The 16,576-nt window shown below is 43.3% G+C and carries 18 protein-coding genes; 11 read left to right on the top strand and 7 right to left on the bottom strand.

Annotation, left to right across the window (positions count from 1 at the left end):
* Window positions 1–100 precede the first annotated feature (100 nt).
* From ACM0OZ_RS45075 to ACM0OZ_RS45065, 3 genes are all read right to left on the bottom strand, one after another.
* Window positions 101–2,944, bottom strand: coding sequence for a M16 family metallopeptidase (locus ACM0OZ_RS45075; protein ID WP_414589456.1), 2,844 nt, complete (start codon window positions 2,942–2,944; stop codon window positions 101–103).
* Between the two features lie 145 nt (window positions 2,945–3,089).
* Window positions 3,090–3,533: a VOC family protein gene (locus tag ACM0OZ_RS45070; RefSeq protein WP_073627031.1), complete on the bottom strand. Its 444-nt coding sequence runs from the start codon at window positions 3,531–3,533 to the stop codon at window positions 3,090–3,092.
* Window positions 3,534–3,608: 75 nt separating this feature from the next.
* The gene (locus ACM0OZ_RS45065) at window positions 3,609–4,121 is read right to left on the bottom strand and encodes a TIGR02652 family protein (protein ID WP_041040050.1); all 513 of its coding nucleotides are present in this window, start codon (window positions 4,119–4,121) and stop codon (window positions 3,609–3,611) included.
* Between the two features lie 193 nt (window positions 4,122–4,314).
* On the opposite strand from ACM0OZ_RS45065, the gene ACM0OZ_RS45060 reads away from it, so the two are divergent.
* The 5 genes from ACM0OZ_RS45060 to ACM0OZ_RS45040 all read left to right on the top strand — a co-directional run bounded on the left by ACM0OZ_RS45060 (window position 4,315) and on the right by ACM0OZ_RS45040 (window position 7,960).
* Window positions 4,315–4,845 carry a gamma carbonic anhydrase family protein gene (locus ACM0OZ_RS45060; protein ID WP_414589454.1) on the top strand — a complete coding sequence of 177 codons (531 nt, stop codon included), beginning with the start codon at window positions 4,315–4,317 and terminating at the stop codon, window positions 4,843–4,845.
* Window positions 4,846–4,969: 124 nt separating this feature from the next.
* On the top strand, window positions 4,970–5,095 hold the full coding sequence (locus tag ACM0OZ_RS45055; RefSeq protein WP_041040054.1) for a photosystem II protein Y: 126 nt from the start codon (window positions 4,970–4,972) through the stop codon (window positions 5,093–5,095).
* A 355-nt stretch (window positions 5,096–5,450) separates the two neighbouring features.
* Complete coding sequence (locus ACM0OZ_RS45050; protein WP_414589451.1) at window positions 5,451–6,782, top strand: bifunctional folylpolyglutamate synthase/dihydrofolate synthase; 1,332 nt, start codon at window positions 5,451–5,453, stop codon at window positions 6,780–6,782.
* 323 nt (window positions 6,783–7,105) lie between these two features.
* Window positions 7,106–7,432 carry a hypothetical protein gene (locus ACM0OZ_RS45045; protein ID WP_414589449.1) on the top strand — a complete coding sequence of 109 codons (327 nt, stop codon included), beginning with the start codon at window positions 7,106–7,108 and terminating at the stop codon, window positions 7,430–7,432.
* 282 nt (window positions 7,433–7,714) lie between these two features.
* Complete coding sequence (locus ACM0OZ_RS45040; RefSeq protein ID WP_414589447.1) at window positions 7,715–7,960, top strand: hypothetical protein; 246 nt, start codon at window positions 7,715–7,717, stop codon at window positions 7,958–7,960.
* A 371-nt stretch (window positions 7,961–8,331) separates the two neighbouring features.
* On the opposite strand, the gene hisC is transcribed toward ACM0OZ_RS45040, so the two are convergent.
* Window positions 8,332–9,393 carry a histidinol-phosphate transaminase gene (gene hisC, locus ACM0OZ_RS45035; protein WP_414589446.1) on the bottom strand — a complete coding sequence of 354 codons (1,062 nt, stop codon included), beginning with the start codon at window positions 9,391–9,393 and terminating at the stop codon, window positions 8,332–8,334.
* A 241-nt stretch (window positions 9,394–9,634) separates the two neighbouring features.
* Between hisC and ACM0OZ_RS45030 the strand changes: the two genes are divergently transcribed.
* Window positions 9,635–9,802 (top strand): hypothetical protein, encoded by a 168-nt coding sequence (locus ACM0OZ_RS45030; protein ID WP_414589444.1) that lies wholly within the window; start codon window positions 9,635–9,637, stop codon window positions 9,800–9,802.
* Window positions 9,803–9,831: 29 nt separating this feature from the next.
* Here the strand turns inward: ACM0OZ_RS45030 and ACM0OZ_RS45025 are convergent, their stop codons facing one another.
* A complete protein-coding gene (locus ACM0OZ_RS45025) occupies window positions 9,832–10,026 on the bottom strand; it encodes a hypothetical protein (RefSeq protein WP_414589442.1) in 195 nt (64 codons plus the stop codon).
* Window positions 10,027–10,084: 58 nt separating this feature from the next.
* Here ACM0OZ_RS45025 and ACM0OZ_RS45020 point away from each other — a divergent pair, with 58 nt between their 5' ends.
* Window positions 10,085–11,491 (top strand): RNA-guided endonuclease InsQ/TnpB family protein, encoded by a 1,407-nt coding sequence (locus tag ACM0OZ_RS45020; RefSeq protein ID WP_414589458.1) that lies wholly within the window; start codon window positions 10,085–10,087, stop codon window positions 11,489–11,491.
* Window positions 11,492–11,503: 12 nt separating this feature from the next.
* Here ACM0OZ_RS45020 and ACM0OZ_RS45015 read toward each other — a convergent pair whose 3' ends face one another.
* A complete protein-coding gene (locus ACM0OZ_RS45015; RefSeq protein WP_414589440.1) occupies window positions 11,504–11,800 on the bottom strand; it encodes a hypothetical protein in 297 nt (98 codons plus the stop codon).
* A 166-nt stretch (window positions 11,801–11,966) separates the two neighbouring features.
* Here ACM0OZ_RS45015 and ACM0OZ_RS45010 point away from each other — a divergent pair, with 166 nt between their 5' ends.
* Window positions 11,967–12,140 (top strand): hypothetical protein, encoded by a 174-nt coding sequence (locus ACM0OZ_RS45010; protein WP_414589438.1) that lies wholly within the window; start codon window positions 11,967–11,969, stop codon window positions 12,138–12,140.
* Window position 12,141: 1 nt separating this feature from the next.
* Here ACM0OZ_RS45010 and ACM0OZ_RS45005 read toward each other — a convergent pair whose 3' ends face one another.
* Entirely contained in the window at window positions 12,142–13,446 is a 1,305-nt protein-coding gene (locus ACM0OZ_RS45005; RefSeq protein WP_414589436.1) for an ABC transporter substrate-binding protein, read from the bottom strand.
* A gap of 254 nt (window positions 13,447–13,700) precedes the next feature.
* On the opposite strand from ACM0OZ_RS45005, the gene pilM reads away from it, so the two are divergent.
* The 3 genes from pilM (at window position 13,701) to ACM0OZ_RS44990 (ending at window position 16,448) form a co-directional block, all read left to right on the top strand.
* A complete protein-coding gene (gene pilM / locus ACM0OZ_RS45000; protein WP_414589435.1) occupies window positions 13,701–14,813 on the top strand; it encodes a type IV pilus assembly protein PilM in 1,113 nt (370 codons plus the stop codon).
* Between the two features lie 106 nt (window positions 14,814–14,919).
* On the top strand, window positions 14,920–15,690 hold the full coding sequence (locus ACM0OZ_RS44995; RefSeq protein ID WP_414589433.1) for a PilN domain-containing protein: 771 nt from the start codon (window positions 14,920–14,922) through the stop codon (window positions 15,688–15,690).
* Window positions 15,687–16,448, top strand: a complete 762-nt coding sequence (locus tag ACM0OZ_RS44990) for a pilus assembly protein PilO (protein WP_414589431.1) — start codon at window positions 15,687–15,689, stop codon at window positions 16,446–16,448. The genes ACM0OZ_RS44995 and ACM0OZ_RS44990 overlap by 4 nt, the downstream gene beginning before the upstream one ends.
* Window positions 16,449–16,576 lie beyond the last annotated feature (128 nt).

Below are 16,576 nucleotides of genomic sequence, written 5' to 3'. Positions count from 1 at the left end.
AATCTGAAATGGTTTCCAAGGCTATGTAATATTTGCCTATACTTTCACCAACTATGACATGTCTCTACATACAAGACTGCGTTACGTGTCGTGTGTACAACTAATGACGAACGCTACCTTGGTCTGCAAATACAGCCGGTCCAGCTGTCACTACAACAATTTTATCTGGATACAGTAACTCACGGGCTGCTTGATTGACTTGCTCAAGGTTGACTGCTTGAATTTTTTCAGTACAATGGCGCAATTCCTCTTTATCTAGCCCGTACACTTCATTCATCAGAATTTTATGTGTTAATTCCTCTGGATCTGCCAGGGATATGATGTAGTTGCTGATCAAGATGCGTTTAGCTGTCTCTACTTCCAGTTCAGTGACGCCTTTTTGATGAATTTCCTTGAGCAGTTCGCGGGTACTGGCGATCGCCTGACCGGTATCTTCTGGGCTGGTTTGCATCTCAATCAAAAATGTTCCAAAGTTTGTTCCCGCAAGGAAGTTGCTGTATATTCCGTAGGTTAGCCCAAGGCGATCGCGCACTTCTGCTCCTAGCCGACTCGATAAAGTATCGCCGCCCAAAATCTGATTCAATACCTGAGCTGCATAAAAGCGGGGATCTTTGCGGTTAATCGCTGTGTTACCCATGTAGGTAATCGCTTGAGCTTTACCCGGAAGAACAGAGTTGACGCTCACAACTTTTTCTGGTATTATATTCGCTGGATACTTCAAAGTTGGTGGTTCACCACTTGCTTTCCAGTTACCAAACTCACTTTTTATAAGTGCTTTGACTTGCTCTGGAGCAAAATCTCCTACCAGCGCTAAAACTGTCGTATCTGGACGATAATGTTTTGTCTTAAATTCAATAACATCCTTACGGTTAATCCGTCGCAAACTTTGCTCTGTTGGAAATGTATGTAAGGGATGTTTTTTCGGGTAAACCGATTGTACAAAAGTTCTTTCTGCCACTTCTGAGGGGTCATCTAACTCATGCTTCAAGCCAGTCAAGGCGTGTTTGCGAGTCAGTTCTAACTCTTTGGTGGGAAAATTAGCATTTTTGACAACATCTGCTAATGTCTGAATCAGAATCGGTAAGTCAGCCGCCAAGCTATCAGCTTCAATCCGCACACCTTCTCGATACGTTTCAAACTCAAGGCTTGCTCCCCGATCTTCTAAGGTTTTGGCAACAGTTAAGACGTCCTTTGTTTTTGTGCCATTCATTAAGTTTTCTGCGACAACAGACGCCAGTCCAGCTTTATCTTCTGGGTCAAATTCCTTACCAGCTTTGATGTAACCAGAAAGTGTCACTGTGGGAGTGCTAGTGTCGGAAACGAGCAATACCCGTAAACCGTTAGATAATGTAAATTTCTCTGGTAGGGTATGACTTGTAGGAACAGTTGTCAAATCTACGGTGGGTAGGTATTTTGCCACTTCCTGTGTATTCACAGCACCTGAGGCAAAATTTTCCGTGTTGTGTTTAGAGTTCGTCTTCTCAGTATCCTCCGTTGCTTTGACTTGAGTTGGCTTAAAAAAGCCCACTGTACGTGCTTCCCCTTTGAGGTATTTTGTTGCGACACGCTGCACATCCGCCGCCGTTACTTGGCGAATAGCTGCTAAGTATTCTTCTGTATACCGATAATTACCTGCAGTTGTTTCGTCATTACCCAATTGCAACGCCAGACTGGTGATATCACGGTTCCCCAAAATCACAGACGCTTCCAACTGCGCCTTGGCTCGATTCAGTTCTTCTATTGTGACTCCTTTTTGTGTGAGTTTGGCGATCGCACTTCTAAGAACTGAGTCAATTTTTTTCAAGTCTTGATCGGGATCAGCCGTTACTGACAACTCATACCAGCCTGATTCAAGCAAGCTAATCACAGAAGCGGAAACATCACTCGCTAAACCAGATTCTACCAATACCTGCTCAAGGCGAGAATTCCGTCCGTCTGTTAATATACGATCCATCAAATCCAACGCTGGCACATCTGGATGATTTACATCCGGTAACGGATATACTGCGTGCAATAACGTTCCAGCTCCTGGTTCCCTCAGAACAATGGGAGTCCTCTGTTTTGATTCTTTACTCCTGAGTTCTGACTCTTGACTCCTGAGTTCTGACTCCTGAGTTCTGACTCCTGAGTTCTGACTCTTAGGTATTTTCCCAAAAATTTCTTTAACGGCTTCGAGGGTTGGTTCAGTTTGGAAATCTCCAACAATGACTACAACCGCATTATCAGGAGTGTAAAAATTATCATAGTACTTCCGCACCTGCTCTAAATTAAACTTTTGCACATCAGCTTCCGTACCACCAACAGGTAACCCGTAAGCATGGTTGGGAAACGCCGCTTGCATGACAGCGCGGCTGAGGCGGTACTCAGGGCTATTTTCGTAACCTTGCAACTCGGAAATCACAACTCGCTTTTCGCTTGCTAGTTCCACAGAATCAATCACAGCATTTTGCATTCTGTCTGCTTCTAGCTCCAACAAAGCTGTGAGCTTATCGCGCTCTGCTGTATTGTAGTATGCAGTTTGGTCATAACTCGTGAAAGCGTTTGAGTCACTGCCCAAAGCACTTAACAATCTTCCAAATTGAATTGGACGATTTTTTGTGCCTTTAAACATCATGTGTTCTAACTGATGAGCAATGCCATTTAATCCAGGTTCTTCGTTACGTGATCCCACTTTGTACCATACCTGCACAGTCACCACTGGGTTGGAGTGTACTTCTCTAGTGAGAACAGTCAGACCATTGTCCAAGACTGTTTTGCCAACATTTTCTATCAACGGAGGTATTGTTTTCTTTGATACGATTATTTTATCTGAGTTTAACCACGTGGAAGCGGTTGTTATCTTGCTAAAAGAAGATGCATCTCCAAGCAACAACACCGTCATCAACCAAAAACTTAATAATAACAAAGGAAAACGATATCGATGCAATTTACGCAACACAGGCATGAATTTTACTAGGCAAACTGTAAATAAAATTACAGATTTTTTCTTGAATATAGTTGAGTTTCTCTGAGTCTGGTGTGATGTCAACAAGGCTACAGAGAAGAAAAATTTATTTTACAGACAAAAAATTTTAACTTCAACTATTCAACTATGAAAGTGTTGCTAATACACGGATGAATTCCAAGGGCAAACCATCAGGATCTGCAATAAAAGCTACTTCGTAAAGATGATTACCTATTTGCTGCTGTGTAGGTTCTAAAAGAATTTTCAGTGGTTCTAACAGTTCAGAATTATTTTTTGCTAAAACCAAAAAGTTTTCTTTTAAATTTGTTAACCAACTCGGTAAATCTGATGTGATCTCAGTCAAATCAAATGAGAGATGGTAGTACCCCACATAGTGTTCATCTCCAAAGGCATCTGGAGCAGGTTTTGGTTGAGGAATTTGGATAAGTTCAATTCTGCCGTTGAGTCCTTCTAGCCAACAAGCAAGAGTGTAGCCTGTTGTGAAGCGCTCGCAAACGCTAAACCCTAGCTGTTCGTAGAAGGCGATCGCCCGATGAATATTTGCTGTACGAATCGAAGCGTGATGCATAATTTTAATTATAAGTCATCAGTCATTAGTCATAACTTCTAAAAATTTAGACTAATGACTTTTGACCAATGAGCTTTACTCAAATAATCTGAAATACGGATAGCGCACTGGCACACCAGGCTCTTTTTCCAAATCGAAATTTATCACTTCCCAACAGGGATCTTCCGAAGAATCAGGGCTAAACTCTACAGGCAAACCATAAAGTCGCGCCGAAGTCATCTCCTGCTGTCCAGAACGCCAAGGCGTGCTACGCTCTAGGTAACCACTCATCAACTCTTGATAGCGTCTGGCAATGATCACCCGTGTTGCTCGGTAGCCTTGGGTATAGAGCTTGTCTAGTGCTTCGTGAATTTCAAACCGAATGCCATCGGGATGAGTATGCTGCCGATACCATTCGCTATTCCATCTTCGCCAATGACGCCCTGATTGTAGGTGGAGTAATTCTCCACTTTTCGGATTAGCTTCAAAAGCGCCGTGACGTGGACATAAATACGTGTCTGTTAGTGTCAAAGCCGGGATTGTTTGGCGGCAGTGGGGACACTGAATTTCTGGACCGAATATAGGGTACTGCAAGCCTGGATTCATCATGAAGTGCGTACAAACATATTTTTGTCTCCACCAGTAATATTGGTTCCTTTTACACTTCTGCTCCACCTCACTCCGGTACTGACTTACTGCTGCCCTTGATATTCAAGACTGTAGACCATGATATCCTGGTGAATGCGACCTACCAAGGTTGGAGTTTCTCCAGTGTTCCTGGGTACCACATCTCTATTCTACCGTGTCTATCGCTTCCTACTGGTCTTCTCCTGATATTTCTCAAGCTGCTTTCATCGCTGCGAACGCTGTTGTTATGGGTTCGGTAAAAATTGCAGCAGGCGTCAGCATATGGTACGGAGCAGTTGTCAGAGGAGATCTGGAAAGCATAGAAATTGGCGAATGTACAAACATTCAGGATGGAGCAATATTACACGGTGATCCGGGTAAACCTACGGTATTAGAAGATCATGTTACCGTAGGGCATCGCGCTGTCATACATTCCGCTTATATTGAACGCGGCAGCTTGATCGGGATTGGTGCAATTGTTCTAGATGGGGTACGGGTGGGGGCTGGTAGCATTATTGGTGCAGGTGCAGTCGTTACTAAAGATGTACCACCTTTATCGCTTGTTGTAGGCGTTCCTGGGAAAGTTCTGCGCCAAATCTCACCAGATGAAGCAGCAGAACTCATCGAACACGCCCAACGTTACAAAAAGTTAGCCGACTTTCATGCTGGCAAGGGTACGGATATCGGGTTTACGGTACCTGAGTGAGAGAAACGTGGAAAATGTAAATATTCTTTACATTTTATTTGGGAAAATTCACCACTTCAGTTAAAAATAAAAATGATAGTAGTTGACAAAACTTTAATCTCTACATAACACAGGGGTTGTAAATATGGACATTGATATGCGTGTAGCAATTGTTTTAGCACCAGTTCTGATTGCTGCTAGTTGGGCTGCGTTTAATATTGGTGCTGCTGCTTTAAATCAACTACAAAACTTTTTGAATAGAGAAGCCTAGAATCAAATTATCACCATAAATATTTAACCGACTGTTTTTAATGATACGAGCAGTCGGTTTTATTTTTACCACCCAATCCACGGGGATTGGGGACGCTTATACCAGAATCCCACGGCTTTAAGCCGTGGGAGCGTCAATGAAGAACTTAGTACTCAGAACTCAGTAGTCAGAAGACAGTAGTCAGAATAAAAAAAGGATACAAGCCCCCGTGGCGGTTATGGGAAAAAAGAAAGATATATTTCATGTCCAAGGCACATTTTCCAACGCGCGGTTATGGGGATCTATTCTGGGTTCTATGTTCTGTGTTCTGCGTTCTTTTTAAATTTTCCTCACCTTAACCTCCTGACTATCTTTCGTGGATATCGACTCCTTACTTCAACCGTTCCAACACTTTGGCGTCCATCTTGGATTGGAACGCATTGTTAAACTACTGGCAAATCTTGGAAATCCCCATCATCAAGTTCCGATTATTCATGTTGCAGGTACTAACGGTAAAGGTTCCGTCTGTGCCTATCTTTCTTCTATGCTTACTGAAGCAGGTTATCGCACAGGACGCTACACCTCACCTCATTTGGTTGATTGGACAGAACGCATTTGCCTCAACGAACAGCCCATTTCTTCTGAACAATTGTGCCAAGTATTACTGCAAGTGCAAGCGGCGATTGATCCAGAAGAAGAGCCACCAACGCAGTTTGAAGTCATTACCGCAGCAGCTTGGTTATATTTTGCACAACAGCAAGTTGATGTGGCAGTGATAGAAGTTGGACTGGGAGGACGTTTAGATGCAACCAACGTGTGTTCGCAACCTCTGGTCACTATTATTACTTCCATCAGTTTAGACCATGTGCAAATACTTGGTCCCACAATTGCTGATATTGCTAGAGAAAAAGCTGGTATTCTCAAACCTGGATGCCCTGCTGTTATTGGAGTATTGCCACCGGATGCAGAACAAGTCGTGCGATCGCGTGCTTTAGAATTACAATGCCCTCTTATAACACCGCAGCCAGCTCGTCAAATTGACCCAAAATGGGCAGAGTATCAAACAATTCATCATACCCTCCGGGAAGCCGCCGATAGGGCGTCTACAAAATTTATTAAATACCCCTTACCGCTACAGGGGCAATTTCAGTTGACTAATTCAGTTTTGGCTTTAGCCGCTATAGAAATTCTACAAACGCAGGGTTGGCAGATTTCTGAGGAAGCTATCATTACAGGAATGGCGAATACAAAATGGCTGGGGCGAATTCAATGGATAACTTGGAGAAACCATAAATTGTTAGTAGATGGCGCTCATAACCCAGCCGCCGCCCAAGTTTTGCGAGATTATGTGGATAGTTTAACCCCACCCCCAGCCCCTAAGCGCAAGCAGAGAGGGGAGACGACTCAGCACTCTGTGAATTGGGTGATGGGAATGCTCTCAACAAAAGACCATGTGGATATTTTCAAAGCCTTACTGCGACCAAATGACCGATTGTATTTAGTACCAGTTCCAGATCATAGTTCAGCAGATCCTGGTGAATTAGCAAAACTCGCTTCATATATCTGTCCAGAATTAAGTTTTTGCTGCACTTACCCAGATTTATTATCAGCGCTAGAGGCAGCTTTTACCTCGACGGACAATTTAGTCATCTTGTGCGGTTCGCTATATTTAGTTGGGCATTTTTTAGCAACTATTGATGCTGTTTGACTTAACGCGTGTCAGCACGTCATTTGCGTGTCACCCCCTAAGCCCTGAGTCCTTACCGGAGAAAGGCATGAGGCATACTGCGGGGTGCAGAAGGAAGGATTGTAAGTTTTAATACAAAAGCAGGTTCTCTGTGCTCTGCCAGATGGTAAGACAGCCCCCAACTTATGGTATGGAGACAAATAATAGAGTGCCAACTTTATTAAATCCCCCGCAATAAGCGCGTGGGGAAACATAGCTGCCTTCTGCCTTCGTACTTCTGCCTTCTTAAAGTGACATCATGCCCTGATACTTGCCCATAATTCTCGCTTCACCCCACCCCGGCTTTGGCTAACGCAAAACCGCCCCTCCCCGCAAGCGGGGAGGGGATTAAGGGGAGCCAGCGCCGTGCGGGGGTTTCCCCCGTTGAGGCGACTGGCGTGTGGGGTAAATCAACCTGGAATAAACGTTTGAACGTGATTGTTGATACGTATGGGAGGAATGCCGCTCACCAGCGTTGGGTACTGGGGACTGGAGAGTGGGGGCTGAGGACTGGGGACTGGGGACTGGCGACAGTTATCAGTTATCAGTTATCAGTTACCAAGTACCCGCAGTACCAGTTTTCAGTTATCAAGTACCATGCTGGTACTGTTCACTGCGGCTGGTACTGTTGACTATCCCGAATCCCTAATCCCCAATCCCCTTTACAAGACGCCTTTTTCAGGAGCGCCCTGCGGGTTGTCAGAATTAGCACGAGCAAAAATTTTTTTCTACTGTCTAAAGGCTGATTTACTGAGTATTTATTAAATATATCTACTCAGTATAAAGGTTGAGTATAATTCTATCTAGCGAGTATAAAAGTAGTATAAAGTTTGAGTTATTTGGTTGAATATACTGATTTGCTAGTGGTAGAGTGGTCTCGTTAAGTTAAGTAAAGTTATTTGGAAGGTATTTCCATGCAGAAACACTACGACGAGCAGGTTAAACTAGCCAGCAGCCACGCGCTAGACGCAGTAGGAGAAGAACTGTTTCAAGAACTAACAGAAGAGGAATTACTCCTGGTTACCGGCGGCGCAGAGGGGGGACTAGGTTTTGAAGTTGGGCGAGGTGTTATAGTTGTGAGTGCAGTGGTTGCGGATGTCGTTTCGCGCGTGCCGCTTGTTGGTCCACCCCTGGCGAGTATTGTGTATCGTCCGGAGTAGGGCGTGCGAAAGAGGCAAAATTATACCTCACTCGTGCAACTTCCGTCTAACGCTCTATTAAATTAGATAAACTCCAGGGGGCATTCTGGATAAACTACACAGGGTATTACTCTACCTGACACTGCTCGAAAAGTGTCAACTGACCAGAGGAGGATTTGTGGTTAGCCTCTGGTCTAATTTTATGACCAGCCAACAGCTTACTTGTTCAATGAGAAAGCTTGGCTGGTTTTGGTTTTGGTTGATGTCGTTGACAATAGCCGCCTGAACCTTATGGCAGATTCATCTAATGTCTTACCCAGTTGTAGAAACCGACAGCTATAGCGATCGCATAGCGTGAGAATCGCGCTTAGTTGTTGTATCGTTTTTTTGCGTCATCCGCTTTTGTTCAACAAGCTAACTAACGCTTCTATCAATATCTGATTTTGCTCATCCGTACCAACCGTAATCCGCAGCTTATCTTCTAACCCAGGTTGCTTATAGTAACGCACTAAGATTCCTAGTTCTTTCAGAGCCAAGTAAAGAGACTCTGCATTTCCCTCGTGAGGAGTTGCCAAAACAAAGTTACCCTGAGAATCAAGCACTCTCCATCCCAGATTCTTCAAGTCTAGAGCTAGCTTCGTCCGCGATATTTTCACTTTATCTGCACAAGCATTTTTGTAAGCCTGATCGCGCATTGCAGCTGTACCGACTGCTTGGGCGATCGCATCAATGTTGTAACTGTCTTTTACCTTAAATAACCCCGAACCAAGTTTTGGATTTGCCACCCCAAAACCCATGCGCAAACCTGCCAACGAATACCCTTTGGACAAAGTACGTAACACAATCACGTTCTCGAATTCTTGCACCAACGGCAACGCGCTATACTCAGCAAAGTCAACGTAAGCCTCATCAATCGCCACAATTCCTGAGACTTGCTGCGCCAATTCCCGCAGATCATCTAAAGGTACCACATGACCAGAGGGGCTATTCGGAGAAGCAATAAACGTAATTGCTCCATTTGCCGCAACGAGTTCCTTGATTGGTAACTGAAAGTTAGCAGAGTAAGGAACCTCAACTACTTGGGCAGGTTGGATAGCTGCTAAAGTCCTATACAGCACGTAGGTTGGCATGGGATACACAACTTTGCGATCGCTTCCTTCTGCACAGGAGCGTATTAGCACATTCAGCAGTTCATCGCTTCCATTACCCACAATGATCCAATCTGCTGGCACTTCCAGCGCATCACTAACTGCCTGACAAAACTCTCTTGCAAATGGATCAGGGTAGCGCCGTAACCACTCACTATCTAAATTTTGCAGCACTTCCATCGCCTTTGGGGAAGGCGGATAGGGATTCTCATTTGTGTTGAGTTTGATAATTTTTGTTCCTGGTTTGGGTTGTTCACCAGGAATGTAGCCAGTCATGACATCAATGGCAGGACGGAAGTAGCTCATAGTAAATGATGGGAACTCATCAGTCGTTCCACAGGAGAAGCCACTGCTAGGTTAATCCTTGAAGTCGCTTTAGACAAGTGCCAATTCTGTCTCCAGATATCAGTCCACCGTGCGGAATGTCGAGTAATGGCTTAGTCAAATTTTTGTAGGGTGGACACTGCTACTAAAGCCCTCATGTAGTGGGCAGGATCTGACTGGCAGTGATCACCCTACGTGTGTTTATTTTTACTTTTTCAATTCTATGAGACTGACAAAAAGCCCTGATGGCGATCGCTCTCCCCAGGCTTTTATTTATGTTCAATCCTCACATTTAGTTGAATTAGGGCTGAAGTTAAGTTCAACCCCAGCCCTAACAATTGATGCTTGCTATCAAAACATAATGGGAGCGCGAGAACCTCTGTGTTTTTAACCAGGGGATGAAGCGCGACGCAAAGGGCTTTAGCCCTTTGTTTCTCTTTTCTTTTGTTGAATAAGAGCTTCAATATACTCACTAGCACTTGTTTTTTCTTTTACAGCCTGTTCGCAGACAAAGTACCAAGCTGTGTTGGTCAGAAATATTCCGTGTTGCTTCTTTAATTCTTCATGCAATGCTGGTTGATTTTTGACTCTCTTCCTGCCTTTACCTGTTGACATTCTTAGTACCGTTTAGTATTCTAATTAAAAGCTAGAAAATGAACAGGAGGTGAGTCAACTGTACAGAACAGTTCCGATAAGAGCCAGATTTACGGATGAAGAAAAAGCGTTTTGGTTAGACCAATGCCAACACGCGAATAGTTTAATTAACTGTGCCATTTATCATATACGCCAAACACATTACACACGTCTCCAAGAAATGGACAACGCATACACAACATACTGGCGTGGCGATGAGTTGCGTAGTGGGTGGAAAACGTATCAATGTAATAGTTCTTATCCAGAATTGGACAAAGTCCTTAAAGATCATCCGCATTACAAAGGTTTGGCAGCACAAGCAGCGCAACAAACCTTAAAGTCAGTCGGTGAGTCAATCACAAGTTACAACAGACTTGTTAAAGCTTACTACAAGGGTGAGGTTGATAGACCTTCTTTGCCCAAGTACCGCAAAAGGGGAGGACTGGCAGCAGTAACTTTTCCACGTCAGGCTCTCAGCTTCAAAGATGGGTACTTCAAGCCATCAATTAGCAAGGAAACGAAGCCGGACCTCATCATTGAAATCAAGTTAAAGTTGCCTGACTTCATCGATTCTGATTGGGTAAAAGAAGTGACGGTACGTCCTTGCCTTGGTCAATTTGTAATAGATTGGGTTATTGACGACGGCAAAGAACCAATCAAAGTGAATCCCAATCTTGATTACAGTCACGCTTTATCGTTTGATCATGGCGGTACAAACTGGTTGACTGGTGTCTCGACACGCGGTAGAAGTTTCATCATTGACGGGCGTAAGCTTAAAGCGATGAATCAAGGTTATTGCCGTCTTGTCGCGAAGTACAAACAAGGAAAGTCTGAGTTCTACTGGGACAGTAACCTTGACAGGGTGCAGCGCAAGCGAAACAATCAAATGCGCGACGCCATTAATAAAGCAACCAGATTCATTATCAATCGATGCTTAAACGACAAGATTGGCAACATCATCATCGGGTGGAATGATGGTCACAAAGTTGGTTCTGATATGGGTAAGGTTAACAACCAGAACTTTGTCCCCATTCCTACGGGACGACTGATTGCACGATTAAAAGAACTGGCGAGTGAATACGGAATCGTAGTCACGATTACTGAGGAGGCGTACACAAGCAAAGCGTCATTCTTAGATGGTGATAATCTCCACAAATTTGGTGAAAAACCCACATGTTGGAAGCCATCGGGTAGAAGAATAGAGCGTGGTTTGTATAAAACAGCCACAGGCTTGTTAATTAACGCGGATTGCAACGGTGCGGCTAATATAGCAAGAAAAGTAGCTACACAGCTGGGCATTAGTCTAGTCGAGGTAGGTAGGGCGGTTTTGACAACGCCACAACGATATGACTTGTTTACGCGATTAGATAAATCATATCGTAGACGTTGCCCAGATGGGCTTTTAGCCCTCGGAGCAACAACGTCTAAGAATCCCCCATGCTTCTAGCCGGGGGAGATGTCAATCTTTGACAAGTGTTAAAACTTCTTCGCTGCCATGTATAATGACTAACTTCTTACCATTTTCCTCAGATCTCACTTCCCACTCAGAGCCTGGTAAGAGTGGATGTATGGGAACAGATGTAATATTCCATTCACTTTTATTCGAGCTTGATTGAGAACCTGATGAACCGGTCTGTTGAACTTGTGGTTGCGCTTGGGAATCAGTTGTCTTTGCAAAGCTAGGGTTCTGAAACAGAAAACACAAGCTAAGCATGACAAAAGTACAAACGATTACTTTTTGAAATAAACGTTTCATGGCAAGATATTACCTTCTATCACTTTACTACCGATTACTACCGAAACCGTTGTAACAGTTGAGCTAAAGTATAGAATATCATCCCGGTCGCCCAGAGGCGCGATGCCCTCCCCGAAATTTCAATCCGTTTCGCGAAATTGTTGAAACGCTTGCTGACAAGGCTGAAATGGAATTTCAAATAGAACCAGGCGATCGCAAGGGAAAGCACTGCCCTTTGAGCGATCGCTCAGATCACTCCAAAAGCTTGGTATTCAACAGGTACGCCGTTGCGCCAGCGTCCTATGAGGGATACGCTTCTACGTATAGCCCTACAGGTACAGTGAAGTTTCTTTTGGATTAAGCTAACTTCTCGTGCTATTCCACTCGTTTGCTGCATCCTCTACAGCTTTATCTACTGTCTTCTCACCCAGCATTGCTGCTTGTAAGTTCTCGTAAATTGCCTTTTGCAAAAGTTTTATATCCTTGAGCCTGGGAGTTAATACCTCTGCTTGTTGCAGTTCTTGGGCGCTAATCACTCGCGCCTGATCTAAAGCTGAAGCGTTGGCGGGTGCGTCTTTGAAGTAGGTGTCAGCCAGCGACTTGACTGTAGACGGGAGAACGTTGGCTGCTTTGGCAAAAGAGAGCTGATTCTCGTCATTTGTGAGAAACAAGGCAAATTTGAGGGCGGCGTCGGGTTGTTTGCTGTCGCGGGGGATAACGACGTTCATCACAGCGACATTTTTCTTGCCGTTTTCACCAGTGATTTGTGGTGCAGTTGCGGAAACTTTAGCTATTGCTGGGGCATTTTTGCCAATGTTTTCAAGAAACTCTCCACCAGAAAACAGCAACGCCGTTTCTCCAGCTTGGTACAAATCTACTGCATGACGATGTCCTTGTGTCAATGTTTCTTTGGGTAGAAGCCCTTTTTTGTATAAGTCTACCCAATACTGAAACACTGCTTTGCCTTGTGGGGAATTAAAAGCTGCTTTACCCCCAGCATCTACCAAAGTCACCCCCATTTGTGCAAACGACTCTAGCACTTCACCAGCATCTTGGGGAACGAACGTCACAAAAAAGGCATATTTACCAGTTTTGTCTTTAATTTGTTGAGCCACTTGGGCTAATTCAGGGTAGGTGGCAGGTGGTTTGTTGATACCTGCCTGTTTTAATAAATCGGTGTTATAAATGGTTAGCCGAGTGGTGAGGTACCAGGGAATCCCAAAACTCTTGTCATTGAGCGTGCTAGCTTTCCAGATATTCGGTAAATATGAGGAACGCACTTCATTTGGAAGTTTTGCATCCAAATCTAACCAGGCATTTCGTCCTGCAAGTTGGGAAGCAAAATCTGGATTGAGGTTGACAACATCAGGTGGTGTTTTTGCGGAAACAGCTGTTAAAATTTTGTTCTCCATTGCCGTCCAAGGTACATCAACCCAGCTAACTTTGATACCGGGATTTTGTGACTCAAAAGACGCAATTAGGCTTTTAAAGTAGTTGGTAAATTGAGGTTGGAGTTGCATTGTCCAGAACTCAACATTTGCCGCTCCTGATGATGCCTGTTTTGTGGTATTGCTGACATTTCCTGTACCACAACTAACAATCCAACTGGTCAATACACCAAGTAACGCCCAAAGAATGAATCTTTTGAAATTTTGAATTCTAACCATCGTGCTTGTACTTTTTTATCTTGTTCAGGGTGAAGTGCTTAAGTAAGTAGGCGAGAACAAATCAAACTATGTAAAGAAAAGTAAAGTTTGAAAACTAGTTCGTAGTAAGCGCTTTAGCGCTAAAGCGCTTACTACATACCTTTAATTATTTACACCGACCTACTTATACAGAATTGTGGAGATTATAAGCTAAAACAATTTTCTTGCAACAATATCAATTCTTAATATCATTTGAAAGTTCAACAGGTAAAACTGTGGTCAGGCAATTTAAGAGTTTGTTTGGTAAATATTATCAAGGGGTTGGCATAGAGCTGTCACCGCAACGTGTAAATTTAGTTCAGCTACGCAAGCAACGCCAAGGTTTGAAACTAGAAACTTTAACATCAGTGCCGGTTCCAGAAGGTGTTTTTGTCAATGGTCAAATCACTGATTCCGCAACAATGGCGCAATTCATCCAGGAAGCGATCGCCGAAAGTAAAATCAAAGCTTTTCGTGTTGCTACCGCTGTACCAGGCCGAGACTCAATTATACGCCTTATATCCGTGCCAGCAGAGTTAGATGACAAAGAACTACAGGAGATGGTACTTAACCACGAAGCAGGTTTGTATTTACCTTATCCTCGTGAAGAAGCTGATATTGATTATCAGAAACTTGGGTACTTTGTAGATCATGATGGCATCGAAAAGGTACAGGTATTGCTAGTTGCTACTCGTAAGGAAATTACGGATAGCTTTATAGATACATTTGAGCAAGCTGGATTGCAAATTGATGTTTTAGAGATTAACAGTTTTGCTCTAATTAGGACAATCCGCGACCAATTGCGACAATACGGACCACAAGAAGCAGCAGTGCTCGTCGATATAGAATTTGATAGCACAGAAATAGCGATCGTTGTGAATGGAGTACCACAATTTTCGCGTACCGTTCCCATTGGAACGTATCAAATGCAAATTGCTATATCTAGGGCAATGAGTTTACCGGTTTCACGAGATATAGAACTTTTGTATGGAATGTCTATTCCTTCAACTTTTATAGATGATGAAGAGAAAACAGGTGTTCCTGAAATGAATCCAGGTATGACAGCGATGATGCGGGTGTTAGGAGAACTCACAGATGAACTGCGCCGTTCTATTAATTTTTATCTCAATCAAAATGAAAATTTGGAGGTAGTACAAATTATGCTAGCAGGACCAGGAGGTGGACTGGGACAAATTGATGAGTTTCTTACACAAAGATTAAGTTTGCCAACCTCTCAAATCGATCCAATCGCGGCTTTGTCATTGCAAATTGACGAAGAGAAATACCCCGTAGCCCAACGCCCCGGCTTGGCGATAGTGCTTGGTTTAGGAATGCGAGAGGCGCAATAAAAATTCAAAATTTAAAATTCAAAATTCAAAATTCAAAAAAATTATAATTGGCAGGTATCCTGCGTGTTTAGAATCTGCAAATTCAAGACGTAATATTTTAAGTAAAATGTATACCCTAGATATCAACTTTCTCAAATATCGCTCAAATTACCAGAAGAATTCTAAAAAAAAGCGAGCAGAAATATCTCTACGTAGTGGAGATGTAAGACCACTGTATATAGGAGTGGCTGTCAGTATATTTTTTCCAGCTTTAATGGGAACGATTTGGTGGTTTTTGCAAGCAAAAAATAGTGAAATACAGCAGAACAGAGCCGAACTGGAACAGGAGAATCAAAGGCTAAAGACAGAAATAGGAAACATAGACAAAATCAAAGAAGAAACAAACAAAATTAAGCAGGAAACTCAAGCTTTAGTTAGTGTTTTTGACCAGATTCGTCCTTGGTCAGCGGTGTTACAAGATTTGCGCGATCGCATCCCAGAAACTGTGCAAATTGATAGCATCAAGCAAATTCCACCCACAGCCCCAACAGAAGGACAGCCAGCACCCAATCCTGCTGGAGGTGTGGAAATTTCGGGGTTTGCTCGCTCCTTTAGCGATGTCAACGATTTTATCCTGAGTTTGCAACAGTCTCGTTTCTTCAAACCTGCACAGACAAAAATTATCACAGTAGAGCTAGTAGATGCACCGATACAACCCGGATCTCAATCTGCTACCAACATACAAATTAAACCACTGCAAATAGTCAAATACACAATTCAATCCAGTCTCAGTAATGTTCCCGCTTCTGAATTAATTCCGGAATTGGAACAAAAAGGCGCAGTAGGACTAGTGAATAGAATCCGTAGTATGCAACAAATAGGAGTCATCCAAAAATGACTTTCAATGATGATTTAAATTTTGTACAAGGTACAGAATTTGATACAGCTTCTCCAAGTTACCTCGTTATTTTTGGCATTCCCTTAGCACCAAAATTTATCGGCATCCTCGTAGGAGTTTTAGGGCTTGCAGGAGCAGTTTATGTGCTGATAAATTCCGTCATGCCAGCATGGGAAACTTTTCAACAGCAGCAAACAAAACAGAACCAATTACAGGAAGTGGTTGACCAAAAGAAAACCATTATTCAACAAATGGAGACAGTTAAACAGGAACAAGCAGTTTCCAAACAGCAACAACTCCAGGTTTTAGCTTTATTTGCTAATGAGAAAACCTTGGATACCCTACCACTGGATATAAATCGCTTGGTTGAATCTAGCAATACTCAAATTCCTCCAAATGCAGTGAGAGCAAAACTGAGGAAATACGTCCCTACTGGAAAGGCTGAACCCATTACTGATAACAGTCTTGGTTCATTAGTAAATGGCAAGCTAAAACGTAGCAGTATCAATATAGAAATTATCGCAACCTACGAACAAACACAATCCATTCTCCGTAATATCGAGCGGTTACAGTCTTTGTTGATAGTGAAAGACTACCAATCAAGTTTGGTACCAGAAGCAGCAACTCAACAAGACAAAACTGTGATGCCTAGAGTTGGACCAGCACCTATTAGTACATCTTTCCAGTTACAGGCATTAATGCCACTGAGTCAAGAGGAAGTCGCAGCTGCTGCTAAAGCGACAAAACCAAATAAGTAGGTCGGTACAAATAAAGTTAACTCGTTAAGGCAGTCATTAGTCATTAGTCATTAGTCAACAGTCACAAATTATTCTCCCTCACTCCCTCACTCCCTCACTCCCTCACTCCCTCACTCCCTCACTCCCTC

The sequence above is a fragment of the Scytonema sp. PCC 10023 genome (genome assembly GCF_963920835.1).
Lineage (GTDB): Bacteria > Cyanobacteriota > Cyanobacteriia > Cyanobacteriales > Nostocaceae > Kalymmatonema.
Note: the sequence above shows the minus strand (reverse complement) of the source record. Positions and strands in the feature narration are given on the sequence as shown.